26 protein-coding genes are annotated in these 23580 nt (G+C 54.2%); 16 read left to right on the forward strand and 10 right to left on the reverse strand.

The window, feature by feature from the left end:
• Nucleotides 1–70 precede the first annotated feature (70 nt).
• Nucleotides 71–1456, forward strand: a complete 1386-nt coding sequence (locus KNP86_RS05580) for an MATE family efflux transporter (RefSeq protein ID WP_214753159.1) — start codon at nt 71–73, stop codon at nt 1454–1456.
• On the opposite strand, the gene KNP86_RS05585 is transcribed toward KNP86_RS05580, so the two are convergent.
• Nucleotides 1451–2320: a DMT family transporter gene (locus KNP86_RS05585; protein WP_214753161.1), complete on the reverse strand. Its 870-nt coding sequence runs from the start codon at nt 2318–2320 to the stop codon at nt 1451–1453. The two genes, KNP86_RS05580 and KNP86_RS05585, sit on opposite strands and share 6 nt — an antisense overlap.
• A gap of 126 nt (nt 2321–2446) precedes the next feature.
• Here KNP86_RS05585 and KNP86_RS05590 point away from each other — a divergent pair, with 126 nt between their 5' ends.
• Nucleotides 2447–4573, forward strand: coding sequence for a DNA topoisomerase III (locus KNP86_RS05590; protein ID WP_214753162.1), 2127 nt, complete (start codon nt 2447–2449; stop codon nt 4571–4573).
• Nucleotides 4574–4603: 30 nt separating this feature from the next.
• Here the strand turns inward: KNP86_RS05590 and ytzI are convergent, their stop codons facing one another.
• A complete protein-coding gene (gene ytzI, locus KNP86_RS05595) occupies nt 4604–4771 on the reverse strand; it encodes a YtzI protein (RefSeq protein WP_131436521.1) in 168 nt (55 codons plus the stop codon).
• A gap of 161 nt (nt 4772–4932) precedes the next feature.
• Between ytzI and KNP86_RS05600 the strand changes: the two genes are divergently transcribed.
• Entirely contained in the window at nt 4933–6045 is a 1113-nt protein-coding gene (locus KNP86_RS05600) for a PP2C family protein-serine/threonine phosphatase (RefSeq protein ID WP_034777900.1), read from the forward strand.
• A gap of 41 nt (nt 6046–6086) precedes the next feature.
• On the opposite strand, the gene KNP86_RS05605 is transcribed toward KNP86_RS05600, so the two are convergent.
• Complete coding sequence (locus KNP86_RS05605; protein ID WP_034777898.1) at nt 6087–7022, reverse strand: magnesium transporter CorA family protein; 936 nt, start codon at nt 7020–7022, stop codon at nt 6087–6089.
• 141 nt (nt 7023–7163) lie between these two features.
• Between KNP86_RS05605 and KNP86_RS05610 the strand changes: the two genes are divergently transcribed.
• Entirely contained in the window at nt 7164–7541 is a 378-nt protein-coding gene (locus KNP86_RS05610) for an Hpt domain-containing protein (protein WP_214753164.1), read from the forward strand.
• Nucleotides 7542–7584: 43 nt separating this feature from the next.
• On the opposite strand, the gene KNP86_RS05615 is transcribed toward KNP86_RS05610, so the two are convergent.
• Complete coding sequence (locus KNP86_RS05615; RefSeq protein ID WP_034777893.1) at nt 7585–8460, reverse strand: chemotaxis protein CheV; 876 nt, start codon at nt 8458–8460, stop codon at nt 7585–7587.
• 227 nt (nt 8461–8687) lie between these two features.
• Between KNP86_RS05615 and KNP86_RS05620 the strand changes: the two genes are divergently transcribed.
• From KNP86_RS05620 to KNP86_RS05660, 9 genes are all read left to right on the forward strand, one after another.
• Entirely contained in the window at nt 8688–10124 is a 1437-nt protein-coding gene (locus KNP86_RS05620; protein WP_138860294.1) for an NADP-dependent glyceraldehyde-3-phosphate dehydrogenase, read from the forward strand.
• Nucleotides 10125–10225: 101 nt separating this feature from the next.
• Entirely contained in the window at nt 10226–11203 is a 978-nt protein-coding gene (locus KNP86_RS05625) for an MBL fold metallo-hydrolase (RefSeq protein WP_034777891.1), read from the forward strand.
• On the forward strand, nt 11200–11946 hold the full coding sequence (locus KNP86_RS05630) for an SDR family NAD(P)-dependent oxidoreductase (protein WP_034777889.1): 747 nt from the start codon (nt 11200–11202) through the stop codon (nt 11944–11946). The genes KNP86_RS05625 and KNP86_RS05630 overlap by 4 nt, the downstream gene beginning before the upstream one ends.
• Before the next feature lie 33 nt (nt 11947–11979).
• Complete coding sequence (locus tag KNP86_RS05635) at nt 11980–13149, forward strand: ABC transporter substrate-binding protein (protein ID WP_214753166.1); 1170 nt, start codon at nt 11980–11982, stop codon at nt 13147–13149.
• The gene (locus KNP86_RS05640; RefSeq protein WP_034777886.1) at nt 13136–13909 is read left to right on the forward strand and encodes an ABC transporter permease family protein; all 774 of its coding nucleotides are present in this window, start codon (nt 13136–13138) and stop codon (nt 13907–13909) included. Before KNP86_RS05635 ends, KNP86_RS05640 begins: the two co-directional genes overlap by 14 nt.
• On the forward strand, nt 13906–14607 hold the full coding sequence (locus KNP86_RS05645; RefSeq protein WP_034777884.1) for an ABC transporter permease: 702 nt from the start codon (nt 13906–13908) through the stop codon (nt 14605–14607). Before KNP86_RS05640 ends, KNP86_RS05645 begins: the two co-directional genes overlap by 4 nt.
• Nucleotides 14604–15491, forward strand: coding sequence for an ABC transporter ATP-binding protein (locus KNP86_RS05650; RefSeq protein ID WP_214753168.1), 888 nt, complete (start codon nt 14604–14606; stop codon nt 15489–15491). Before KNP86_RS05645 ends, KNP86_RS05650 begins: the two co-directional genes overlap by 4 nt.
• Nucleotides 15491–16072: a CDP-alcohol phosphatidyltransferase family protein gene (locus KNP86_RS05655; protein ID WP_034777878.1), complete on the forward strand. Its 582-nt coding sequence runs from the start codon at nt 15491–15493 to the stop codon at nt 16070–16072. The genes KNP86_RS05650 and KNP86_RS05655 overlap by 1 nt, the downstream gene beginning before the upstream one ends.
• Complete coding sequence (locus KNP86_RS05660) at nt 16069–17001, forward strand: NAD(P)/FAD-dependent oxidoreductase (protein WP_034777876.1); 933 nt, start codon at nt 16069–16071, stop codon at nt 16999–17001. Before KNP86_RS05655 ends, KNP86_RS05660 begins: the two co-directional genes overlap by 4 nt.
• A 35-nt stretch (nt 17002–17036) precedes the next feature.
• Here KNP86_RS05660 and KNP86_RS05665 read toward each other — a convergent pair whose 3' ends face one another.
• Nucleotides 17037–17351 carry a thioredoxin family protein gene (locus tag KNP86_RS05665; RefSeq protein ID WP_214707562.1) on the reverse strand — a complete coding sequence of 105 codons (315 nt, stop codon included), beginning with the start codon at nt 17349–17351 and terminating at the stop codon, nt 17037–17039.
• Nucleotides 17352–17477: 126 nt separating this feature from the next.
• Here KNP86_RS05665 and KNP86_RS05670 point away from each other — a divergent pair, with 126 nt between their 5' ends.
• The gene (locus KNP86_RS05670; protein ID WP_214753169.1) at nt 17478–18017 is read left to right on the forward strand and encodes a PadR family transcriptional regulator; all 540 of its coding nucleotides are present in this window, start codon (nt 17478–17480) and stop codon (nt 18015–18017) included.
• 3 nt (nt 18018–18020) lie between these two features.
• Here the strand turns inward: KNP86_RS05670 and KNP86_RS05675 are convergent, their stop codons facing one another.
• Nucleotides 18021–18851: an aldo/keto reductase gene (locus KNP86_RS05675; protein ID WP_251130433.1), complete on the reverse strand. Its 831-nt coding sequence runs from the start codon at nt 18849–18851 to the stop codon at nt 18021–18023.
• Between the two features lie 76 nt (nt 18852–18927).
• Here KNP86_RS05675 and KNP86_RS05680 point away from each other — a divergent pair, with 76 nt between their 5' ends.
• Complete coding sequence (locus tag KNP86_RS05680; RefSeq protein ID WP_214753174.1) at nt 18928–19458, forward strand: NUDIX domain-containing protein; 531 nt, start codon at nt 18928–18930, stop codon at nt 19456–19458.
• A gap of 112 nt (nt 19459–19570) precedes the next feature.
• A complete protein-coding gene (gene fur, locus KNP86_RS05685; RefSeq protein WP_016509373.1) occupies nt 19571–20050 on the forward strand; it encodes a ferric iron uptake transcriptional regulator in 480 nt (159 codons plus the stop codon).
• A gap of 46 nt (nt 20051–20096) precedes the next feature.
• Here fur and KNP86_RS05690 read toward each other — a convergent pair whose 3' ends face one another.
• The 4 genes from KNP86_RS05690 to KNP86_RS05705 are packed head-to-tail and all read right to left on the reverse strand — an operon-like array spanning nt 20097 to nt 23508.
• Complete coding sequence (locus KNP86_RS05690) at nt 20097–20933, reverse strand: Cof-type HAD-IIB family hydrolase (protein WP_214753176.1); 837 nt, start codon at nt 20931–20933, stop codon at nt 20097–20099.
• Nucleotides 20934–20945: 12 nt separating this feature from the next.
• The gene (locus KNP86_RS05695; protein ID WP_214753178.1) at nt 20946–21326 is read right to left on the reverse strand and encodes a VOC family protein; all 381 of its coding nucleotides are present in this window, start codon (nt 21324–21326) and stop codon (nt 20946–20948) included.
• Complete coding sequence (locus KNP86_RS05700; protein WP_214753180.1) at nt 21323–22504, reverse strand: MFS transporter; 1182 nt, start codon at nt 22502–22504, stop codon at nt 21323–21325. The genes KNP86_RS05695 and KNP86_RS05700 overlap by 4 nt, the downstream gene beginning before the upstream one ends.
• An 11-nt stretch (nt 22505–22515) precedes the next feature.
• Nucleotides 22516–23508 (reverse strand): ROK family transcriptional regulator, encoded by a 993-nt coding sequence (locus KNP86_RS05705; RefSeq protein ID WP_214753182.1) that lies wholly within the window; start codon nt 23506–23508, stop codon nt 22516–22518.
• Between the last annotated feature and the right edge of the window lie 72 nt (nt 23509–23580).

Raw genomic sequence — 23580 nt, forward strand, 5'->3', positions numbered from 1 at the left:
AGACAACATAGTCGACCGTTCCATCCAATCTTGCTACCCTATTAACATAGACGAAAAAGGGGATGGAAGCATGAATCAAAATACGGAGCAGCTCCGGACCGACCCGATCGGACGCCTGCTATTCAAGCTGTCGCTACCTGCGATGATCGGCATGCTGGTGACGGCGCTCTACAATATCATCGATACGATCTTCGTCGCCCGCGGCATCGGGGCGACCGCCGTGGCCGCCATCGGGATCGCTTTCCCGATCCAGATGATTCTCATGGCCGTCTCGAGCGCGGTCGGGTTAGGCGGCGCATCGATCAGTTCACGGAAACTAGGCAAAGGCGACGATGCCGGTGCCGCCGTCACGTTTTTGAACGTGCTCGTCCTCGTCGGGGTGTTTGCGGCCTTCGCAGTCAGTTCCGCCTTTTTCATGTTAGATGACATTTTGACAGTGTTTGGAGCGACGTCGGCCATCATGGAACTGAGCCGTCAATACTTATCCGTCGTGCTGATCAGCTCGCCGTTCTTCATGTTCACACTCGCGGCGAGCGCGATGGTACGGGCTGAAGGACAAGCGCCCTATCAGATGAAAGTGATGCTCACGACCGTCGTCGTCAATTTGGTGACGACACCGCTATTCATCTTCACGTTCGACTGGGGCATTTACGGTGCGGCCTGGTCGACGGCGCTCGCCCAAGTCGTCGGATCGGTCCTCATGCTTCGGTTCTTCTTCGCGAAAAAAAATCGCCGGACCGAGCTCGACTTCCAATGGCGGAAGTTTCGACTACGGTTCGGCGAATTAAAAGAGATTATGGCGATTGGGTCATCCTCATTCATCATGATGGTGTCGCAATCGATTCTATTCGTCGGCGTCAACGTCATGCTCGGAACGTATGGTGGCACCGAGGAGCTTGCCATCTTCGCAATCATCAATAAATTCATGGCGCTCGTCGGGATGCCAATCATGGGCATCGTCCAAGGCATGCAGCCGATCGTCGGGTACAATTTCGGGGCCAGACAATTCGACCGGATGCGCGAGACGATCTGGACGGCGTTGCGGGTCGGGATTGCCATCGCGGTCATCATCTGGCTGACGCTCCAGTTGATTCCGGAACAGCTCATGCGCATGTTCACGACCGACGCGAACTTGATTGTCGGCGGGGTGACGGCCATCCATGTGCTGTTCGCCGTCTCGTTTCTCCCGAGCGTGCAAATGCTCATCAACGGCATTTATCAATCACTCGGAAAGGCCCGTGTCGCGATGTTCTTGTCACTGTCGCGACAAACGCTCTATACGATTCCGCTCGTCTTCATCTTGCCGAACTTCTTCGGCGTGTTTGGGGTATGGCTCGCGTTTCCAATCGCCGATGCCATGACCTTCTTGACGGCGGTCGGCATGGCGGTGTGGGACCGCAAGTTATTGTTCCGCCCGTCTGAGGAAGAAGTCGAAGCGAAAGCGACCAATTTATGAAGCGACGTCCGTTCTGGTGGAACGGGCGTCTTCTTTTAGGAACAAATAGATTCCGCCGAGCAGGACGGCCGCGCCGATCCATTGCATCACGCCGAGACGTTCGTCGAAGAAGAAGAACCCGAACAGCATGCCCCACAGTGCCTCGCCAAGGATGGTGATGCTGACGACGGTGGCACTGACCCGGGCGAGCGCATAGTTGAACAAGTTATGCCCCAAAATCGTCGGGAAGAAGGCGAGGGCGAGGAAATACCACCAGTTGACCGATTCGAACGCGGTGAACGTCGTCCCCCGCACGAGGAGCATGAAGCAGAGGACGACCGTCGCGACGAGATAGACGCTGAACGAGTAAGTATTCGTGTTCATCTCGGTCCGGACGTGTTGACCGACGAGCCAATAGCCGGCGATAAGAAGGGCGGCGATTAAGGCGAGCAGGTCCCCGAAGAGCGCTTCGCGTCCAAGTTGGATGTCACCCGCCGCGACAAGCATGCCCCCAAGGACGGCGATGAGTGCGAAGGCTAAACCTTTTCGGGTCGGATTCTTTTTAAAGATCAAGGCGTTCCCGATTAAAACGAAAATCGGACTCGACGTCACGAATAACGTTGAACTCGCGACGGTCGTATAATCGAGTGACAAAAACCAGAGCCAAAAGTGGAACGCCAGCAACGTCCCGCTGAGCAACAAGGCATATCTCGTCATGAGACGCGTCCCGATGAGTGATTTGAAGTCGACAAATGGCAACAACATCAGACACGTGATCAGCATTCGGTAAAACGCGGCCGTTTCGGCCGGCGCGGACGTCCATTTGACGAATAATACGCTCGTCGACAAGAAAAATACAGCGGCGAATAAAATGAGATAAGACAATCGACATCCCCCTTTATGTTGTACATACTCTTCTAATGATATTATAGAATAGATAAGAAAATACATTCTTTCTCGAAAGTGTCGTTCCGACGAGATATTTCGGATGACTTTGAAAGTAGGGATCCTATGAGACTAATCATCGCGGAGAAACCGTCGCAGGCTCAAAAACTGGCTGCGCCGTATCCATCAAAAAAGAAAAAAGACGAGATTGAGATCGCTTCTTGCGCCCGTTTCCCGGAAGGTGCCATCGTCGTTTGGGCGGTCGGTCACTTATGCGAGCTTCAAGAACCGTCCCACTATAAACCGGAATGGAAGTCGTGGAAATATGAGTCGCTCCCGATTGTGCCGGACCGATTCGACTATCGCATCTCGAAAGGTAAATCGAAACCGTTTCAGACGATCAAAAAATGGCTGCACGATCGCTCCATCACCGATATCATCATCGCGTCCGATGCCGAGCGAGAAGGAGAAGCGATTGTCCGGCTCATTTTACGACTCGCTGGCAATAAAAAACCGCTGTCACGCCTTTGGATCTCAAGTTTGACCGAACAGGCGGTCGACCGTGGTTTCGCCGAACTGCTGCCCGGCGACCAGACCGTCCCTTATTATCATGAGGCGATGAGTCGTGCTTGTGCCGACTGGCTCGTCGGCATGAACGCCTCAAGGGCGTATACGACGCTGTTGAAGACGATCGGCATCGAGGACGTGTTTTCGCTCGGTCGTGTCCAGACGCCGACGCTCGCTTTGATCGTCAATCGCGAACGAGAGATTAAACAGTTCGTCCCAGAGCCGTATTTCGAGGTCGAGGCGACACTTCAAAAAGGACGTGGCACGTTCAAAGCGAAATACATGCTCGGGAAGACGACGAAACTGAAGACACGCGATCAAGCCGACGCCGTCGTCAACCGGGCGACCGGGACGGCGATTGTCCGTTCGATTGACAAAGAGGACAAGACGGAATACCCGCCGTTTTGGTTCAGTTTATCGGGTTTGCAGGCCGAGGCCGGCAAGCGGTTCGGCTTTGGGGCGAAGAAGACGCTCGATATCGCTCAAAAGTTGTATACAAAAGGGTGGATCAGTTATCCACGAACCGACTCGAGCTTCGTCACACCGGACGAAGCGACACTGTTCCCGCAGACGAAAGCCCGGCTGTTGAAGTCCGCGGCCTATGCCGGACTTCAGGACGTGTTGACCGAGAATCCGTCGCGAAACAGTCGCTACGTCAATGCGAAAAAGGTCAGTGATCACTATGCGATCATCCCGACGGAGGCGTGTGGCGATGTGGCTCGGCTCAGCGGGGACGAGGCAAAACTATACGATTTGATTAACCGTCGCTTTCTTGCGGCGTTCGCCCCTCCGGCGAAGCTTGAGAAGACGACGGTCGACCTCATGGACGGGGACGACCTATACCGGGCGAAAGGGACGGTCGTCGTCAGCCCCGGGTACCGGCAAGTCGTCGAGATGAAGTCCAAGGACGTGGAGCTCCCGGCACTTACGGTCGGTGAACCGTTGACCGAAAAAAAAGTCGAAGTATTATCGAAACAGACGGAGCCACCGAAACGGTATACGGAAGGGGCACTGATCATGGCGATGAAAGTGGCCGGCAAGCAACTCGATGATGAGGAACTGATTCACATCATGAAAGAAGTCGAAGGGCTCGGCACCGAGGCCACGCGGGCCAATATTATCGACGGATTGAAAAAACGGGGTTATGTCGACCTGCAAAAGAAAGAGCTCGTCCCGACCGACAAGGGCCGTCTCTTGATCGATGTGCTCGGCGACAGCATCCTCGCCTCGCCGGCCATGACAGCGAAGTGGGAGAAGCGGCTCCATGAGATTGGACAGGCATCGGCATCCGCCGCCGAGTTTATCGAACAGGCGAAAAAGATGTCGATTCATCTCGTCGAAGAGGCGAAAGCGCGTGTCGAGTCGGCAAACCCGGAAGGCTACACGATCGAAGCAAGACGTTTCGGGAAAAAATCTGCGGCACGGCCAAAAGCGTCGTTCGGCATCTGTCCGAGCTGCGGCAAAGGGCTCGTCGAGCATCCGAAGTTTATCGGCTGCAGCGGTTATCGCGAAGGGTGCAAGTTCACGATGTCGAAACAAGTGCTCGGCGTCGGGATTGCCAAGGATGAGCTGAAACAGATGATCAACGGCGGCCAGTCGAACGTGCATACGTTCAAAAAAGGGGACAAGACGTTCGACGCTGCGCTCTATCTTGAAAAAGGGGCGCTCCGATTCGAATTTAAATAAAAAATAAGAGCCATCCGTCGTGGATGGCTCTTATTTTTTCTGCTGCTCATCTTCGGTGATGCGGCGGTTAATCTCCTCGTAATCGAGCACGATGTCATCTTTGTTGTCCTTGTAGGCGTATCCTTTTTGAATGACGACGATCGAGGCAATCAAGACGAGCAAGATAATCAAACCGCTCACTGCAAAAATCCATCCCATGGGCCATTCCTCACTTTCGTACTTCTAGTATGCCAAAAACGAAAGAGATTCTCCATCTTTCGGGTACTTCGAACTGTCACAGCATTGAAATACCTAATGAGGCGATTAGATATGATACAATAATATGCAGAAGAACACTGACAGAGAAAGTAGGGATGACTATGGCGATTTTGATTGTGGACGACGAACCGGTCAATACGATGGTTCTCGAACAATTATTGCATCAACATGATTATGAGACGATTTCGGTCTCAAGTGGTGAAGATGCGCTCGCGCTCCTGATGGATCCGCAAGCCCCGTCGCTATACGACCTTGTCCTGCTTGATGTCGAGATGCCAGGGATTTCTGGGATTGAGACATGCAAACGGATTCGACAGATGACCGGTTACGAGGAATTGCCCGTGATCATGGTCTCGGGCCGCACCGAAGAAAAGCAGATTGCGGAAGGACTTGACGCTGAGGCGTCCGATTATACGACGAAACCGATTAAAATCACGGAACTGCTCGCACGAATCCGTTCGGCGCTTCGCTATAAAGCAGCCGTGGATGAACGGAAGAAATATGAGGCACGTCTTCAATATGACCTCGATCTCGCGCAAAAGATTCAACAAAGTGCCTTGACCCCACCGATCAGTAACGATGAGATTGACGTCCGGGCCTTGTATTTGCCGTCTAAAAAACTGGCCGGTGACATGTATGCCTGGTTCCAGGTCGCACCTGATCGCTACGGCGTCATCATCTTTGATGTGATGGGGCATGGCGTGTCGTCGGCGTTGATTACGATGGGCATTCGTTCGATTTTACCGGGCCTCGTCGGCAACGTCCAATATCCGGTCGATGTGATGAGCGAGTTGAACCGCCAAATGACGTTCTTGTTCTCGGGAGAGGACATGCAGAGCTACTTCACGGCCGTATACTGCTATATCGATACGACGAAGCGTCAAATCGAGTACGTCAACGCCGGACATCCGCCGGTCATCGTGACGTCTGATACAGGCGTCACTCGCCTCGAGACGACCGGAGTGCCGGTCGGTATGTTCGAGGAGCCGAACTATGAGTCGAACGTGATTGACATCGAGCCGGGTATGACGATGCATATGTATACGGATGGGCTGATGGAATGTTATAGCAAAGACATCGATGACGGCATCCGTTGGCTCGAGAAGGACATCGCGTCCTACGGGCTCGACTACGCACGCCATGTCGCCGAACAGCTCGTTCCTAAAATCGAGATCGACGATGACCTTTGTCTCGTCACGGTCAAATTGATGTAAATAAGAGGGTGTCACCGTAGCCGGCGACACCCTCCTTTTCTTTAGAAATAACGCTTACGCCACAAAATATAAAAGGCGAGGCTTGAGAAGCCGACCATCATCGCGAGCGCGAACACGAAACCGATCGATTGGCCTTCCCATGGGACTTGAACGTTCATCCCGAATATCCCAGAGATCATCGTCGGGATGCTCAGCACGATTGTGATCGAGGCCAAGAATTTCATGACGAAGTTGACGTTGTTCGAGATGATCGAACCGAAGGCGTCCATTTTAATGCTGATGATGTCGTTATAGATCGACGCCATCTCCATCGCCTGGCGGTGCTCGACGAACACGTCTTCGAGCAATTCCTCGTCTTCCTCGTGCTTCTCGAGGCTCGGTGTCTTGACGATGCGGTCGAGGACGCTGTCGTTCGCTTTAAGTGAGGTCATGAAATAGACGAGCGACTTCTGTAAGTTCATCAATTGAAAGATTTCCTGATTTCGCATCGAACGTTGCAACTCTTGCTCGAGCTCGTCCATGCGCCGGTCGATTTGGCGAAGGAAACGCAAGTACGTCATGCTGACTCGGTGCAAAATCTGGAAGACGAACCGGCTCCGATAGTTCGTTCGGAACAGCCGGGCTTTTCCGTTGGCGAACAGGTTGAGCACGTCGAGGTCTCGTGAGCAGACGGTGATGAAATGGCGGCCGGTGACGATGATACCGAGTGGAATCGTGTTGTAGGCGCGTCCCGTATCATCTTCTTCCACGTACGGGACGTCGATGATCATGAGGAGCCCCTCATCATCTTTTTCAAATCGTGGTTTTTCTTCAATATCAAGCGGGTCGTAGACGAAGTCTTCAGGAATGCCGGAGGCGGCGATGACTTGATCAGCCTCGTCTTTCGTCGGATTGACGAGTTGGATCCAGCTTCCTTTATCAAAGTCGTCGATTTCGTCGACACGCCCAGATGCGTCGGTACGGTAAATCGTTAGCATAATGTTCCTCCTACCTTAGCTCAACCTAATTATAGGTAGGCGATTGAGAGAGTGCAATCGGAAAAGGAGGAGTTTTTTTGTTTTTTCTCGAAAACATGCTACAGTGGGAAAGAATGGCAGTAGGATTGAGTCAAAGGAGGGATGGAGTTGTCACAAACGCCCCAAAATGCTCTGTTTAACGAAGAAAAGTTGGCGGAGCTCCATCAAATCGCTAGCGGAAATAAAGAATTCTTGAAAAAGATTGCCGATACGTACGTGCGTCAATTCGAGGCGAAGTTCCCTGAATTGAAACAGATGGTGCATGAACGAAATCACGAACAAATCGAACAACTTGCCCACTTGTTGAAAGGGGCCTCTTATTCTGTCGGGCTCGACGAGACGGCCGCTCGATTCCATCAGCTTGAAATGGCTGGGGAGACGAACGAGACGTCGAACCTCGAACCGATTCTCGATGAGATTGAAGCCGATATGCATCGCTTCGATCAAGAATGGGACGCCCACTTGAACGAGTTGCCATAGGAAAAACGGGATTCCGCTGCGAGGCGAAATCCCGTTTTTCAAATCAAGCTAAAAATTCGTCGAGTGTGGCGATCAGCATGCCAATCTCTGGTTTTGTGATCTGGGCGTTCGCCCCGACCGCGTCGCCTTTATGCTTCAAATCATCCGAGATGAGTGAAGAGAAGATGACGATCGGCAGGTCGGCGAATTGGTCCATCTCACGGAGTCGTTTCGTCAAATGCAAGCCGTCCATTTGCGGCATCTCGATGTCGGTGATGAGCAGGTCGCAATGAACGTCGCTCTGTTCGAACGCATCGAGCGCTTCCTTTCCGTTGTTGAAGATCGTCGTGTTGAAGTAGCCGGCATCGTCGAGCGTGTCAATGATGAGCGTCCGTAACATCTCTGAATCTTCCGCGATCCACACTTGTTTGTTCGACCGTTCCCGGGCACCGAGCCGTTTGACCGATTCGCGGGCCATGATATCCTTTCGTGACAATTCGAGCGCAATCCGCTCGTAATCGAGAAGGATAATCATCTGGTCTCCCGTTTTGACGACCCCGTTCGTGATGCCTTGCATGCCGCGCGCGAGATCGGACGGCGTGTCAATCTGTTCCCATGAGATTCGTTTAATTTCGGTCACTTGGTCGACGCGGAGCACCGACTTCTCTCCGTTGAACTCACAGACGATCAAGCGGTCGTTCTCTCCAACGTCACGCGGGTGACCGATGACCATTGGTAAATCGATGACGGTCATGACCTCGCCGCGAAGCTCGATGAGCCCCATGATCGCTTCCGGGGTACCCGGTAGCGGGGTGAGGGGAAGCATCGTGATGATTTCACGTACTTTCATGACGTTGATCCCGAAAATGAACGGGCCAGATTGGAAAATGACGATTTCTAATTCGTTCGTGCCTGCCTCAAGTAAAATATTATGATCCATGCTCACTGGTGGTCCCTCCTAGTTCACGTACTCTCTTCCTTTCTATCGGTCGATTTGATGAACATCTACAGTTGAAAGTGGCAAAGTCGAGGCGGAATTGACAAAAAATTGACGAGTAACCGTTTACATTACATAAACTGAATCTTTATAGTTGTTCTACCGATTTGATTTTGCATACAATGGGGGTGGCAACGAGATATCAAAGCTTACTCAGGAGGCAGATAGAGATTATGAGTATGAACACGTATCCATATTTAATTAATGGACAATGGCAGGAATCAACAACGAACGAAACAATCGAACTCGTTTCACCTTATACAGAAGAAGTCGTCGGACATGTCCAGGCGATGTCTCGTGATGAAGTCGATGAGGCAATTCACGGCGCGAAAAGTGCACAACAGGAATGGGCGGCGCTTCCGGTCAACAAGCGTGCCGAACTGTTGTACGCTTGGGCGGACAAACTCGAAGAGCGCGTAGATGAGATCGGTCAAATCATCATGCGCGAAGTCGGGAAAAACTTGAGCGATGCGAAGAAAGAAGTCGTCCGGACAGCAGAAATCATTCGCTATACGGCGGAAGAAGGACTTCGCTTCACAGGCGGATTCATGCAAGGCGACTCATTCCCGGGCGGTTCGAAGAACAAGATGGCAATCATCAAGAAAGAAGCACTCGGTGTCGTCCTCGCGATCTCGCCGTTCAACTATCCGGTCAACTTGGCAGCAGCCAAAATCGCACCGGCTCTTATCACTGGTAACGCGGTCGTGTTTAAACCAGCGACACAAGGCGCTATCAGCGGTGTGAAAATGGTCGAGGCGCTTCAAGATGCAGGTCTTCCGAGCGGTCTATTGAACCTCGTAACAGGACGCGGATCGGTCATCGGTGACTACTTGACGTCACACCCTGGCATCGACATGATCACATTCACAGGTGGTACCGGGACAGGGCAACACTTGTCACAACAGGCATCGATGGTACCTGTCGTGCTCGAACTCGGCGGGAAAGATCCGGCCCTCGTCCTTGAAGATGCGGACCTCACCCTGGCTGCCGATCAAATCATCAGCGGGGCGTTCTCGTATTCAGGACAACGCTGTACGGCGATCAAGCGCGTGTTCGTGCTCGAACATCAAGCAGACGAACTCGTCGGTATGTTGAAAGAACGTGTCGAGAAGCTCACGGTCGGCTCACCGGTCGATAACAGCTTTATCGTCCCACTCATCGACAAGAAGTCGGCAGATTACGTCCAAGGTTTGATTGACGACGCCGTCAACAAACAAGCGACGGTCGTCCACGGAAACGAACGCGACGGCAACCTCCTTCATCCAACGCTCCTCGACCACGTCACGCGTGAGATGCGCGTCGCTTGGGAAGAGCCGTTCGGACCGGTGTTGCCGGTCATCCGCGTCAAGTCGCTCGACGAGATGATTGAACTCACGAACGAATCAGAGTTCGGTCTCCAAGCGAGCGTGTTCACACAAAACGTGAACAACGCCTTCACGGTCGCCGACAAGCTCGAAGTCGGTACAGTCCAAGTGAACGGTCGCACAGAACGCGGCCCTGACCACTTCCCGTTCATCGGCGTGAAGCAATCAGGCCTCGGGGTCCAAGGGATTGGACGCAGCCTCGAGACGATGACACGCGATAAAGTTACCGTCATCAACTTATAAGTGATTGGAGAGGAGAAATCCTCTCCTTTTTTTGTGTGATTGAAATCCGTTCTGATCGACAGGTATAATGAGTGAAGATAGGTGGAAGGGGTTGTGGGGACGTGGCGAACTGGATTTCAAGCCAACTGGCAAGACTCGATATACCGACGCCGTTCGAGGTCGGCAACGTGAACGTCTATGTCGTCGAACATATGAACCGTTTCTTCATGGTCGATTGCGGACCAGACACGGAAGAGGCGTGGACTTCATTGACGACACAATTGGCCGAGCTCGAACTGAATCTCGCGGATATTGATTTTTTATTTTTGACGCACCATCATGCCGACCATGCGGGTCAGGCGTGGCGTTTGCGTGACGCCTCGATTCCTGTATATGGACACGAGAAGCTCGTTCGCTATTTGGAACAGACACCGAACTTCATCAAACGGGGCAATCAGTTCTTACACGACTTGGCGCACTGGTTTGGTACACCCGAGTCGATTGTGAACAAACTGCCTGATTATCGGGAAGCGTTGCGTTGGATCGGTCCGACGACCGTCACGATGACGTTCGAGGACGGTCAGGATGTGACGAGTGACGGGGCATGGAAGACGATCCATCTGCCTGGTCATGCGAGTGACCAGCTCGGTCTCCTTGGTCCTGGCGGTGTTTTGATCGCGGGTGATCATTTGATTGATACGGTCGAACCGAACCCGCTCATTGAACAACCGTACGAGGAGGAAGGGTTTGCCTCACCGGTCGTCCTGTATCTCGATTCGCTCCGAAAACTTCAAGACGTCGATTTGAAGCTCGTCGTGAGCGGGCACGGGGAACCGATTCAAAAACCGCGACCGTTGATCGAGGCGCGCATCGCCCAGCGTTATGAGCGAAGTGAATTGCTCCTGAACGACTGGGTGGACGGGTTGAGCGTGTTCGATTGGTCGATGCGCCTCTATGGCCGCAAGATGCGTCGGGCGATGCCGCTCGTCTTCAGTGAGGTGTTCGCGCGCTTGACGTTGCTCGAGGAACGTGGCCGCGTCGTCAAACGGTTGACAGACGGGAAATGGATCTATATGAGAGCGGAGGAATTTGTGGAATGAGACATATTGTGATCACGGGTGCGTCGAGCGGCTTTGGGGCCGCGCTGGCGCATTCTTTTTATGAGGCGGGTGCCCGCTTGACATTGATTGCACGAAGTGAGGACCGTTTGCGTGAACTCGGCACGAAACTATCGGCCGATTGGCTCGTCGCCGACGTCTGTACCGAATACGAGACGCTCGTGGCAAACGTCGAACGAACATACGGGCCGATCGACGTCTGGGTGAACAATGCCGGTATCGGTGAGTTCGACCGGGTCGTCGATCAATCGACCGACGTCATCGAGGAGACGATGCGCTTGAACGCGATCGCCCCGATGATGCTCGCACGTGACTGTGCCCGGTCGATGCGCCGCGGCAGCACGATCATCAACGTCTGCTCGCAAGCGGCGAAAGTACCGACGCCGAAGTCGGCCGTCTATGCCGGTTCAAAGGCGGCGTTACTTCAGTTCTCAAACGCGCTTCGGTTGGAACTGAAGCCGGAAGGGATTCATGTGTTGACGGTCAATCCGGGTCCGATCGCGACACCGTTTTTTCTCCGAGCCGACAAGAGCGGACGTTACGAGGCGAGCGTGAAATCGATTATGCTCAATCCCGATCGTCTCGCGAAACGCGTCGTCGCGGCGTGCGAGGCGTCGAAACGTGAAGTGAACGCCCCGTGGTGGATGGAACTTGGCGCGAAACTGTACGCAATGTGCCCGGTCATGTTCGAACGGCTCGCAAAACGGGGATTTGACAGAAAGTAAATGCGCCAACATAGAGAAAAAGGGGGAGACACGATGCGCCGATTGAAACAATTTGGCTTGATGCTGTCACTCATCTTCCTCGCTGCCTGCGGGACGACGCGCGCCGAAATCGCACCGACGTTCGAACAGGCAGCTGAAGAAGCGAAACAGTCGACGGTCAATTTTTATATGTGGGGAGGCGATGACGGTATCAATCGCTACATCGATGAGTATGTCGCGCCCCGCCTGAAAGAGACTTATGACGTGGAGTTGAACCGCGTCCCGATGGACACGGCCGAGTTCGTGCGCCAATTGTCGCTCGACAAGCGGGCAAATCGAGAAGAAGGGACAATCGACCTCATGTGGATCAACGGAGACAATTTCCGTAACGCCGCCGAGGCGGAGTTGCTCCAAGGCGACCTGCTCGACAAAATCCCGAACGCCGCGCTTTTGAACGAAGAAGCCCAGGCAACTGATGCGGGCACCCCGACCGACGGGCTCGAGGTCGCCTGGGGGAACGTGCAGTTCGTCATGCACTATGATGCGGACAAAGTGAAAAATCCGCCGACGACGTTCGACGAATTACATCGTTGGACCGAAGAAAATCCGGGCCGTTTCACGTATCCTGAAGTGACAGACTTCACGGGCAACGCGTTCGTGCGCCATCTGCTCTACGCCGAGTATGGGACTGCGGCCGGTGACGGAGAGATTCCAGACGCGTTCTGGGAGAAGCTTGCGACGTGGTCGCCGACCCTATGGAAACAAGGGTCAACATATCCGAAGTCACTCGCCCAACTCGACCAGTTGTACGCCGCGGGTGACGTCTGGATGACGATGGGCTTCAATGAGCGCCGGGCCGAGGCGGAACGCAACGAGGGCGTGTTCCCGAAGGGGACACGGGCACTCGTGCTCGAGCATTCAATCGCCTCGACGCATTTTCTCGCCGTTCCGTTTAACGCCAAAAATCCGAACGGTGCGCTCGTCGTCATCAATGAGTTACTGTCACCGGAAGCCCAGCTCGCCAAACAAGACGCGACGTATTGGGGGGATGGGACGTCGCTCGATTTGACGAAACTCGATGCGGCCGACCGTGACGCCTTCTTGAAGCTCGATGATGGTGTCACCTATCCTGATCCGGAACGTCTCGCCGAACGATCAATCCCTGACTATGGGCCGGCCGTGATTGATGCGATTCGTGAGGAGTGGGATCGTGTCGCGAAGTAGTCTATGGCTTAGTTTAATCGTTTTGGCATTGCCATTCACCGGCGTCGCCTTCCTGCTCTATGAGACCGTCGGATTTGACTGGTCTGAGTTGAACGAGGCGGCGTGGCGTGCGAGCCTGACGGTGACATTGTACGTGACGCTCACATCGACGTTCCTCTCACTCGTGATTGGGACGTGGCTTGCCCGGACGATCTATATGAGGCGTTCGATGTGGCTGGCATCATTCCTCAAATGGCCGATGTTCGTGCCACACGTCGCGGCAGCCTATTTGTTTTATCTGTTGTTCTCAGGTGGCTTTCCGGTATATGGCCTCATTGAGGCAAATGAGCGCCATCATCTCGTCGTCATCTTGACGTACGTCTGGAAAGAAGTGCCGTTCGTCTTTTTGATGGTGGTCGGCACATACGGCCAACTGAATCCAGGGTATTTGGATATGGCCAAGACGCTCCAGCTCAAACCGCTCGAACAGTTCAGAGTGGCCGAGTGGCCATTTCTCATCAAACCGCTCCTCGACTCGTTCTGGGTGCTCGTGGCGTTCATCTCGTTCGCCTATGAAGTGCCGGCTTTGCTAGGTGTCACGTACCCCGAGCTGCTCGGGGTACTCGCCTACGAGCGATTGACGACTGGTCTGTTTTTAAATGCATTCGAGTCGTATGCGGTCGCGCTCGCTTGGACATTGTTCATCTTCAGCGGCGTCATCGCATCCTACGCTTTGACGGCCAAGCGGAGACGCCGAATCGAACGGGGGGTGAGACGATGAGTCGACTTCTCGTCGCTTGTTTCGTCGTCTTTCCGTTCGCCGGGTTGTTTTTGACGTTCCCGACGTCGCCCACGTGGGACGAGGCGATTTTGAATACGGTCGCCTACGTGGTCGCCGTGGCGCTCATCAACGTTTGGCTCGGCATCGGGACGGCCTGGTGGCTCTTGTTCACCGAGTCGAAATGGAAGGCGTGGGTCGAATGGCTCACGTTTCTGCCATTGTTTATCCCCGTCTTGGCGAGCATGTTCGGCATGTATATCGCCCTCGCCCAAGTCGGACTCATCGGGACGTACACGGGGGTCGGGCTCGTCCTGCTCGTCACGACGTTGCCGTATTCGATTCGATTGGCATACAACGCCATGTACGTGATCGGGAGACCGCTCCTCGAACAGTCACTGACGCTCGCGCCGCTCACCCGGATTGGGTTCGTCCTATTCCCGCTCATGAAAGAGTCGGTCCGGACGATCGTCTTGTTCTCGACCGTCATCGTGTTGAGTCAATTCGTGCTCGTCCAATTGATCGGGGCCGGACTCGTCCCGACGGTCACAACGAGGCTATATCAGGCCTACGGAGGCAATGACGTCTCATTGGCGTTACAAAATACATGGGTGCTCGTCTCGTTGCCGGTCTTATTTTATATCGGGCTCGGTGCGATGTTTGGCATCTGGATTAGATTGGTGAAGGGGCGTTTGCAATGAGCTTGGTATTGTCAGGAATACGAAAACGTTTTAAAGACCGCGACGTGTTGTGCGGCATCGATCTCACCATCCCGAACGGAGAAATCCATGCCCTCGTGGGTGTGAGCGGTTCCGGGAAGTCGACACTGCTCCGCATCGTCGCCGGACTTGAGACGCTTGATGCCGGGTCGGTGACGTGGGAGGAGATGCCGCTCGATGGGGTACCGCCTCACTTGCGCCGGATTACGATGTTGTCCCAATCCCCGCTCTTGTTCCCGCATCTGACAGTCGGGGAGAACGTGACGCTCGCCACGCCGAACCGGTCACGGGAAGAAGCGGAAGCGTGGCTCACCCGAGTCAAGCTTCCCGGCCGATACGACGCTGAAATTCATGAATTGTCTGGAGGGGAACAGCAACGCGCGAGCTTCGCCCGGGCGCTCGCGGCCGCGCCTCGACTCATTCTGCTCGATGAGCCGTTCACGAACCTCGACCCCGGTCTCAAATCCGAGTTGCAACGACTGATTCGTGACCTCGTCCGTGAACTCGAGTTGACGGCGCTCCTTGTGACCCACGATCGGGAAGAAGCGATGCTCGTCGCCGACCGGGTGACATTGCTCGAGACGGGCCGGGTTCTGGTGACCGGTACGCCGGGACGTTTATCCGAGACGGAGTCGACGTTCGGTGACTTTGTCGAAGTGAGCGGTACGCTGCTTCCGTCGACCGATATCGACGTGTCGACAGAGCCGACGTCCGATTCGATCGTGCTCGTCCGGACGTTCATTCGCTTCGGGCATCATTTCGGCGAGTACCGGCGCCCGACCGGAGAATATGTCATCTTACCGCGGAGCGAATCGTTCAAAGTCGGCGAGACGTATTATTTGCGACAGAAACAAGGAGGAATTTGATGTTAGACACATACGGTAGCCGCTTCGTCCGTCCCGTCATCGAGCGCGGGGCCGATCGGCTTTTGAAATGGAACTTTACCCCGAACGAAGTGACGATCCTCGGAGGCATCATCGGTGTCTCGGTCGGTCTGTTCATTTATAACGATATGTTGTGGACGGCCGTGTTGCTGTTATGGGTGTCGGGTCTCTTCGACGTCCTCGATGGGACGATGGCCCGGCGCTCCCAAAAGACGGGGTTCGGCACGGTGCTCGACCTCGTCTTCGACCGCATCGTCGAGATTGCCGTCGTCATCGCGCTCGCGCTACGACATCCTGAACATATGCCGATCTTCCTGCTCTTGCTCGGGTCGTTCGTCGTGGCGATGACGTTGTTCCTCGCAGTCGGGGCGAGCAGCTCACGCCGTTCAGAGAAATCATTTTATTATCAGCCTGGTATCTTGGAGCGGACGGAATGTTTCATCTTGTTCACGCTCATGATTCTTTTCCCGACATGGATCGGCGTCATCGCGACGATTTTCCTCGTCCTTGAAGTGTTCACGATCTTCCAACGTTTGTTTGAAGCAAGGCGGATTCTAAGATGAAGCCGCGCCTTGTCTTGGTCGGGCTCGGTCATGGGCAGCTCGAGATTCTCGAACATCTCGATGCGCTTAACGAAAACTACGAAGTGTCATATATCGGTGGACGAGAGGCGATTTATACGGGTGCGTTCCCTCAAGTGATCGCTGGCGAGATGGAATCGGCGACGACGCGGTTGCGTCGTGACGTCTCTCCCGTCGCCGAGCGCCTGATCGGTCTCGATCCGGATGCGCGCCTCGTCGAAACCGATCGCGGCCACGTCGCATATGACATCCTCGTGCTCGCGACCGGTGCGAAGAGTCGTGGGATCGGGAACCGGTTAAAACCGATGACGACAAACATGCTGGACGAGATTTTACAGAGTGACGCAATCACGATCGTCGGCGGGGGCAAAGCCGGAGTCGAACTCGCCTTCGCTTGCATCAGACAGAAGCAACGCGTGACGCTCTATGCTCGTGACATCTTACCCGAACTTCCCCATCATGTCGGGCGACAGATGGCGCGGCGTCTCGTCCGCAGCGGCGTGATGCTCATTCTGACGTCGTTCCAACCAGGGACTCAGACAGAGGGACTCGTCTTAGACGCGACCGGTGTCGTTCCTGATGATTTTTGGTCTGAGGCTGGACTTGCGGACGATGGGGCGTTCATCGACACGGAAGACGATTTGCGACACCCGGTCTACCGCGAGATTTATATCACCGGGGATATGGCGGCCCGATTGAACGGTGGTGTCGATGCCGTCCGTTCGGGTCGGCATGTCGCCCGTCAACTGCTCGGTACGCCACGCCGGTTCAAATCGCGGACGTCGCTCAATATTTTGTTGACGACCCCAGGACGGGCACTCTTGACGTTCGGGAAGCTGACATGGCACGGTCGTCTGCCGTTTTGGCTAAAGCGGCGCATCGACCGGCGTTATCTCGAGCGCTTCAAGTGAACAAAAAAAGACGACCACGACGGCCGTCTTTTTGTTTACGCGTTCAACGTATCGAGGAACGAGCGGATTTGCATCTCCGTCTTGGCGTTCGCCGAGTGGAGGTGTTCTTGTTTGACGCCTTCTTGATAGAAAAGAAGTGAGGGGATGCCTCGGACTTCTTGCGCGTCCGACAGTTCAGGCAACTCGTCGCGGTCGACGACGTACCAGTTGAACTGCGGATAGTCTTTGACGAGTTCGTCGACGTACATATCAAGACGACGGCAGTCGGGACACCATGATGTCGTAAAGATGACCATACCTTTATCTTGGATGGCCTCTTGGAATTGTTGATCAGATTGGATCGGTTTCATAAAATCTCTCCCTTCACATATATTGTCTGTGTATTCGCAACGGGCGTCAACCGATTGGCATTCTCGGTCGCATGGCAATATGTGATACACTTATAAAAATAGAACCGCAAGGGATAGGTGATGGTTATGGCGTTACGTCATGCACTACTCGGGTTATTGACCCATCAACCCGCTACCGGCTATGCCTTGAACGCGACGTTCAAAGCACAAATGATTCATTTTTGGCACGCCCATCATACACAGATTTATCGCGAACTGTTAAAGATGGAAGACGAGTCACTCGTCTCCTCTGAGCACGTCGCTCAACATGACTTACCGGATAAAAAGATTTATTCAATCACCGAGGCGGGACGTCAAGAGCTAATCGACTGGCTCCGGCAACCGACCTCGTACCAACCGAAGATGAAAGATGAGAACTTGCTGCGGGTCAGCCTCCTGCAACTACTCCCGCTCGACGAGGCGATCCGTTACGTCGAGGAGACGAAAGCGCATCATGAACAAGTCGCTCATCAGATTCGGGCGTTTCAAGCGGCGCACCAGTCCGAGGCTGACACGCTCGGTTATTTACTGACGAGCGAGTACGCCATCCGGATGATGGAAAATTACGCCGGTTGGGCTGATTGGGCCATCGAACAGATGAAACAGCGAGACGAACATGCGACCTGACGTTCAGGTCGCATGTTTTGTGTAGGGTTGGACCGGCAGCCGGGCCAACAGATCGTCGAGTTTGCGCGAATCGACGCCGCATTGATGAGCGGCGATCAAATCGTTCAATTGGTCGACCGAGGACGCGCCCGGTAGGACGACGGCACATGTCCGCTCCGCGGCTGCGAGGGCGTACGCTTGAATCGGTTCGGGAATCGTCGGCATCAAGTCGCGCAACTCCGCTTCAGTCCACGATTCAAAGCCCTTCTCCGACAAGCGGGCAGACCATTCGTCGGTCAGTATGCCTTTGGCGAGCGGACCGCGCCCGACGATCGGGATGTCGAGTTCGAGCGTTTCGATGCGGCGGTCGAGCAGGGAGTACGGGGTCATCAAGACATCGAGTTCTCCGTGTTCGAGCCAGTAGCGGATGACGTTCGGGCGAATCGAGGACAGTCCGATTTGGCGGATGGCGCCAGCTTGTTTCTGTCGACGTATGAAATCGATTGTCGCGTCCAGGTCGTCTTCCATCGTGCCGCCATGAACGTAATATAAGTCCAAGTAATCCGTCTGTAAGCGTTCGAGAGAATCGCGTAGGGCCTGTTCTAAATAGGAGGGGGCTGGATTCCAACGCATTCCGTCCCCTGTCCATTGATTCCCGCCTTTACTGGTCAAAAACAGTTCGTTCCGACGTCCGGCGAACGTCGAGCCGACGAGTTTTTCGACTTCGAAGTGGTCATAGACGTCGGCCGTATCAAAGTGGCGGATGCCAGCCGCATAGGCGGCCTCTAAAATCTGTCGCGCTTCCGCCTCGCCATGTTTCAAAATCGACATAGTTCCTAATCCTAACTCTGCCATTGATAATTCCTCCTTGTTCCGTCTGTCAATATGAATCATAATTACAGTATATAGGAAAAGGTGAGGGGTACATACAATGGAAGAAAAAACGATTGAACGGGAAGTCATTTACGAAGGAAAGATCTTTAACGTGGAGAAGCACGTCGTGTCACTCCCGAACGGAGGGACGTCGGTCCGCGAACTCGTCTATCACAACGGGGCCGTCGCCGTCCTCGTCGTCGATGAAGACGACCGCATCGTCCTCGTCGAGCAGTACCGGAAAGCGTTCGAATCGATGTCGCTCGAAATTCCGGCCGGAAAATTGGAAGTCGGTGAGGAGCCGCTTGCGAGCGCGAAGCGCGAGCTCGAAGAAGAGACCGGTTATACGGCCGAGAACCTTGAAAAAATCTTCTCGTTTTACGGGGCACCCGGCTTTTGTAGCGAACGGGTTGACGTCTATGTCGCACACGGCTTGACGGCCGGTGTGATGAACCTCGATGAAGACGAATTTTTACAAGTCCAACGCTTTACGTTCGACGAGGCGGTCGACTTGTTAGCGAGTGGACGCATCACCGACGCGAAGACGATCATGGCGATTCAATGGTGGCAATTATCTAAATTGAAATGATTCTAAACTAGAGTGACATATGTTACACTTACATAGGAATCATTTTAATTTGAAAAACCGAACGAACTTCGGTATGCTTTGAATAGTGAATTATGCAAAGAGGGGGCGCCTTATGGAAACGCGAATTGAACGGATCAAACAGCAATTGAGCGCCAAAGGATATAAATTGACACCGCAACGAGAATCGACGGTCCGCATCTTACTTGAGAATGAAACGGATCATTTGAGTGCGGAGAACGTCTTCATGCTCGTCAAAAGCATCGCTCCGGAAATCGGGCTCGCGACGGTTTACCGGACGCTCGAGCTCTTGACCGAGCTCGGTGTCGTCGACAAAGTCAACTTCGGTGACGGCGTTGCCCGTTTCGACCTCAGACCAGAAGGCGCGAACCATTCGCACCATCATCTCGTCTGTGTCGAGTGTGGTTCAGTCGAAGAAATCATGGAAGACTTGCTCGTCGACGTTGAGAAGAAAGTCGAAAGCAAATACGAATTTTTAATCAAAGACCATCGCTTGACGTTTCACGGCATCTGTAAAGTGTGCCAAGCCAAAGGCGTCACGCTTGAGGGTCATAAAGCAGTCATCAACGGATAAAGCAAGACAGGCAGCCTCTTAAAGGCTGCCTGTCTTTTGTATGTCGTCACGTCGTCAAATAACGGGACAAGACGGTGGCGATGCCATCGTGATTGTTCGACAGCGTGATTTCGTTCGCAATAGCCTTGATGTCTTTGACGGCGTTGTCCATCGCGACCCCGATGCCGGCATACTCGATGATGGAGCGGTCGTTATGGCCGTCCCCGAACGCGATAACGTGCTCGCGGTCAATCCCAATCTCCCGGAACACGTGATCGAGTGCCCGGGCCTTGTCGATGCCGAGATCCGTGAACTCATAGTACATGGCTGCCGTGAACATGCCCGTCACGCGGTCCTTGAACGGTCCGGCGAGCAAGTCGGCATGGGCCTGTAGATAGTCCGGCTGTCCGGCGACGAGGATTTTATAGATCGGGAAGGTGATGGCGTCGGCGAGTCGCGGCTCTTCCCGCAATTGGAACCGTCCGCCGCGCGACTCATATTCGATGATATTGAACGGCTTACCATTTAACTCGAGCATGCCGCTGAAGACGTCATTGACGTACATATACGTCTCGTCATTGATCATCGGGATGACGTCGAATCCGGTCAAATGATCCAAGATGGCAATCGCGTCGTCCTGATCGATGGCCTGTTCGAACAGCGTCTCGTTCGTTCTGGCATCGGTCACACATGCCCCGTTCGAGGACACGAGGAGACCGCCATACTCGTGGAGCCGGAGCTCGTCGGCGAACGGTTCGATGCCCCGTTTCGGTCGGCCCGAGGCGAGGACGACTTTGACACCGTTCGCCTGCAAATCGAGGAGCGTCTGTTTCGTTTGGGGTGAGATGAGTTTTTGATCGTTCAATAGCGTTCCGTCGAGGTCTAATAAGATGGCTTTGATCATGGTGTCGTCTCCTTATATGGTCAATTCGAGTTTGTTTTGTTCCGGATCGAGGAAGACGCTCTCGTAATAGCCGTCCCCGGTCGTCCGCGGACCATCCACAAGCGGATAGCCGTCGGCCTCGAGCCGTCGCGTCAACGTGTCGACCGCTGCTTTGCTGCCAAGCGCGAACGCGATATGTGCGTAGCCGAGCGTCTCAAGCGAAGCGTCTTCGATGTCCGGACGGCGCATCAACTCGAGTCGGCACGTCGAATCAGGGAACGTCAGGAAATACGATTCGAACTGTTTCTGTTCGTTCGTATACTTGTCGTTCGCCGTTGCCCCGAGATACGTCTCATAAAAACAGCGCATCTGTTCAAGCTCGTTCACCCAGAGGGCGACGTGTTCAATCTTCATGTGGGTTCCTCCTTTGATTGTTGCTGCATGATGACATTCAAGCGTTCCGTGTTCAAGAGCATCCCGACCATGAACAAAACGGCCACGAGCGGGAATAGACCGAGCGATGTCTTGGACACGACGAGACCGAATAGCGGTGGCAGGAACGTGCTGCCCGTGTAGGCGAACGCCATCTGGAAGCCCATCAAGCGTTTGGCCCGTTCCGCACCGAACCGCTGCGGCGTCTCATGGAGCATGCTCGGGTAAATCGGAGCTAGCCCGAGACCGATACAAATTAAGCCGATCAACATGGTTTCAGTCGTCGGAATGAGAAACACGAGGCTACCGATTAAGGCGAGGGTTTGCCCGAGTCGGATCATCTGTCGATTCGTGAAGCGGAATGACAGGAACCCGCTCAAGAAACGCCCGAGCGTGATGCTGCCGTAATAGATCGATACCCACGTCGCGGCCGTCGCGACCGTAAACTGTTTCATCTGGACGAGGTAACTGCTGGCCCACAGTCCGATGAGCGCTTCAATGCCGCAATAAAGCAGGAACGTGGCTAGTGCATACGAGACGCCTTTCGGCAGTTTTCGATCGAGCGCGGTCACGGCCGTCTCTTGTCGTTCGAGCGAGGAGGGTTCCGTTTTGACTTCGCGCTTCCAGAGCGGGAACGACAGGAGCAAGATGAAGGCGAGCGCGAACTGAATCAACGCGACAATCAAATAGCCATCGCGCCAACCGTTCTCCGTCAAGACGCCGGCCATGACGAGCGGTCCGCCCGTCGCTCCGACGCCCCAAAAACAATGGAGCCAGTTCATATGGTGCGCCTTATAGTTTTCCGCGACGTAATGGTTGAGCGCGGCATCGACCGCGCCGGCGCCAAGTCCGAGCGGAATCGATAGGACAAACAGCCAAATCAAGGACGGGGCCGCGTAAAAACCGAGCAGGCACAGAGCAGTCACGAGCCCGGAGCCGAATGTGACTTGTTTCGTATCGAACCGTTCGAGCAATCGGCCACTGAGCAGGCTCGATAAAATCGTCCCCGCGGCGATGGTCATAAAAATCCATCCGGCCATCGAGATCGGGGCGTTGAACTCGACGTGCATCAACGGCCAACCGACACCGAGCAAGGCGTCGGGCAGACCGAGACTGATAAAAGCGATGTAAATCACGGCAAATAATAAAAATCCTGTCATGGTACACCTCTTCAAATTGATTCAAGCATCAACCCGACGCAACGTCGAGCCAAGCCTGCAAAATAATCTTCCTCCCAGTTGCCAATCAATAGATCTGGCATGTGAGCCACCGGAATGTGACGCTGGCAAGCATGCCTGATTGCCTCCAACTCAGGATCGACGAGATCGACATCCGAAAAAATGATGGCGTTCGGATTCAGCGTCGCGGTGAACGTCGCGACAAGCCGACCGAGCGCTTCGAAAGCGGAATCCGAAAGCGGGGCCGCTCGCTCGCTCTCCATCCGATTATGAAACGTCGAGTCGTCGTAAAGGGGTAAAAACGAGATTTCCCCGCTGAATCCCGTCTTGCCGCGGATGAGCTGTCCGTTGATGAGAATCCCGGCACCGGGTCCGTTCTTTCCTAAATAGATGTAGACGATAGATTGGTCACCGGCGAGTTCGTGCGTGTGTCCGTATCCATAGACGGCAGCGTTCATATCGTTCTCGATGACGGCAGGGCGATTGGAACGCGACTCGACCCAACTTTTCAAGTCGAGGTGTGCGAACGTCGGATAGTCCGGGGCGAAGATGACCGTCCCATCTGCGACGGCCGCTGCGACACCGATGGAGATCGCGCTCACATCGGGGGTTCGGTCCAACTGTCGGTCGAGCACCGAGCCGAGCGCACCGAGGTGGTCCCCGTTTAGAATCTCCTGCGTCCCGTCGTCGATCATCGTACCGATGCTATCGATGACACGATAGCGGACGACCGACTTCTCGACGTATAGCGTCAATCCGTGCGTGAACCGCTCATTATAGATGTAACGTTTGGCTGGGCGACCACCGCGTGAATCCTCAAAACCTTGTTCAAACACTTCACCGGCCTCCATCAACTGCTCCAACTGCTTCTTGACGGTCGGAAAACTGAGCCGGGTCGCTTCTGAGATGGCGGCGATGGTCGAATGACCGGATAAGACGAGTTGACGTCTGACGGCGACCGTCAGATTAGTAATGGTCTGGTCCATGGACGACTCCTTTCAAACTTTTTAAATCATTTTAATAAGTCGACTTGAGTGTACCAAATCATGATGAGATTT

It is taken from the genome of Exiguobacterium sp. s16 (assembly GCF_018618115.1).
GTDB lineage: Bacteria > Bacillota > Bacilli > Exiguobacteriales > Exiguobacteriaceae > Exiguobacterium > Exiguobacterium mexicanum_A.

Coding starts and splice junctions, on each gene's coding strand:
- KNP86_RS05580 (WP_214753159.1), top strand. CDS start 71: ATGAATCAAAATACGGAGCAGCTCCGGACCGACCCGATCGGACGCCTG.
- KNP86_RS05590 (WP_214753162.1), top strand. CDS start 2,447: ATGAGACTAATCATCGCGGAGAAACCGTCGCAGGCTCAAAAACTGGCT.
- ytzI (WP_131436521.1), bottom strand. CDS start 4,771: ATGGGATGGATTTTTGCAGTGAGCGGTTTGATTATCTTGCTCGTCTTG.
- KNP86_RS05600 (WP_034777900.1), top strand. CDS start 4,933: ATGGCGATTTTGATTGTGGACGACGAACCGGTCAATACGATGGTTCTC.
- KNP86_RS05605 (WP_034777898.1), bottom strand. CDS start 7,022: ATGCTAACGATTTACCGTACCGACGCATCTGGGCGTGTCGACGAAATC.
- KNP86_RS05610 (WP_214753164.1), top strand. CDS start 7,164: ATGGAGTTGTCACAAACGCCCCAAAATGCTCTGTTTAACGAAGAAAAG.
- KNP86_RS05615 (WP_034777893.1), bottom strand. CDS start 8,460: ATGGATCATAATATTTTACTTGAGGCAGGCACGAACGAATTAGAAATC.
- KNP86_RS05630 (WP_034777889.1), top strand. CDS start 11,200: ATGAGACATATTGTGATCACGGGTGCGTCGAGCGGCTTTGGGGCCGCG.
- KNP86_RS05635 (WP_214753166.1), top strand. CDS start 11,980: ATGCGCCGATTGAAACAATTTGGCTTGATGCTGTCACTCATCTTCCTC.
- KNP86_RS05645 (WP_034777884.1), top strand. CDS start 13,906: ATGAGTCGACTTCTCGTCGCTTGTTTCGTCGTCTTTCCGTTCGCCGGG.
- KNP86_RS05650 (WP_214753168.1), top strand. CDS start 14,604: ATGAGCTTGGTATTGTCAGGAATACGAAAACGTTTTAAAGACCGCGAC.
- KNP86_RS05655 (WP_034777878.1), top strand. CDS start 15,491: ATGTTAGACACATACGGTAGCCGCTTCGTCCGTCCCGTCATCGAGCGC.
- KNP86_RS05660 (WP_034777876.1), top strand. CDS start 16,069: ATGAAGCCGCGCCTTGTCTTGGTCGGGCTCGGTCATGGGCAGCTCGAG.
- KNP86_RS05665 (WP_214707562.1), bottom strand. CDS start 17,351: ATGAAACCGATCCAATCTGATCAACAATTCCAAGAGGCCATCCAAGAT.
- KNP86_RS05670 (WP_214753169.1), top strand. CDS start 17,478: ATGGCGTTACGTCATGCACTACTCGGGTTATTGACCCATCAACCCGCT.
- KNP86_RS05675 (WP_251130433.1), bottom strand. CDS start 18,851: ATGGCAGAGTTAGGATTAGGAACTATGTCGATTTTGAAACATGGCGAG.
- KNP86_RS05680 (WP_214753174.1), top strand. CDS start 18,928: ATGGAAGAAAAAACGATTGAACGGGAAGTCATTTACGAAGGAAAGATC.
- fur (WP_016509373.1), top strand. CDS start 19,571: ATGGAAACGCGAATTGAACGGATCAAACAGCAATTGAGCGCCAAAGGA.
- KNP86_RS05690 (WP_214753176.1), bottom strand. CDS start 20,933: ATGATCAAAGCCATCTTATTAGACCTCGACGGAACGCTATTGAACGAT.
- KNP86_RS05695 (WP_214753178.1), bottom strand. CDS start 21,326: ATGAAGATTGAACACGTCGCCCTCTGGGTGAACGAGCTTGAACAGATG.
- KNP86_RS05700 (WP_214753180.1), bottom strand. CDS start 22,504: ATGACAGGATTTTTATTATTTGCCGTGATTTACATCGCTTTTATCAGT.
- KNP86_RS05705 (WP_214753182.1), bottom strand. CDS start 23,508: ATGGACCAGACCATTACTAATCTGACGGTCGCCGTCAGACGTCAACTC.